General features: G+C 67.7%; 1 pseudogene. It reads left to right on the top strand.

Features of this window, described 5'->3' with window-relative positions:
• A pseudogene (locus E1286_RS47325) lies at nt 1–993 on the top strand (DNA-directed RNA polymerase subunit beta); the annotation flags it as partial.

Raw genomic sequence — 993 nt, 5'->3', positions numbered from 1 at the left:
TGCGCGAGCGCATGACGACGCAGGACGTCGAGGCGATCACGCCGCAGACCCTGATCAACATCCGCCCGGTCGTGGCGTCGATCAAGGAGTTCTTCGGCACCTCGCAGCTGTCGCAGTTCATGGACCAGACCAACCCGCTGGCCGGCCTGACGCACAAGCGGCGTCTGTCCGCGCTGGGCCCCGGTGGTCTGTCGCGTGAGCGGGCCGGCTTCGAGGTCCGTGACGTGCACCCGTCCCACTACGGCCGGATGTGCCCGATCGAGACCCCTGAAGGCCCGAACATCGGCCTGATCGGCTCGCTGGCCACCTATGGCCGGATCAACGCGTTCGGCTTCGTCGAGACGCCGTACCGCAAGGTCGTCGAAGGCAAGGTGACCGACCAGATCGACTACCTGACCGCCGACGAGGAGGACCGCTTCGTCAAGGCTCAGGCCAACACCCCGCTGAACGCCGACGGGTCGTTCGCCGAGGCCCGCGTTCTCGTCCGCACCAAGGGCGGCGAGACCGAGCTCGCGCACGCCTCCGAGGTCGACTACATGGACGTCTCGCCGCGCCAGATGGTGTCGGTGGCCACGGCCATGATCCCGTTCCTCGAGCACGACGACGCCAACCGCGCGCTCATGGGCTCCAACATGCAGCGCCAGTCGGTGCCGCTGCTCAAGAGCGAGGCGCCGCTGGTCGGCACCGGCATGGAGTACCGTGCCGCGACCGACGCCGGCGACGTCATCAGCGCGGAGAAGGCCGGTGTGGTCGAGGAGGTCTCCGCCGACTACGTCACGGTCATGAACGACGACGGCACGCGGACGACGTACCGCGTGGCGAAGTTCAAGCGCTCCAACCAGGGCACGAGCTTCAACCAGAAGCCCATCGTGGCCGAGGGCGACCGGGTCGAGGTCAACCAGGTCATCGCCGACGGCCCCTGCACCGACAACGGTGAGATGGCGCTGGGCAAGAACCTCCTGGTGGCGTTCATGCCGTGGGAGGGTCACAACT

The organism is Nonomuraea terrae (assembly GCF_004348995.1).
Lineage (GTDB): Bacteria > Actinomycetota > Actinomycetes > Streptosporangiales > Streptosporangiaceae > Nonomuraea > Nonomuraea terrae.
Note: the sequence above shows the minus strand (reverse complement) of the source record. Positions and strands in the feature narration are given on the sequence as shown.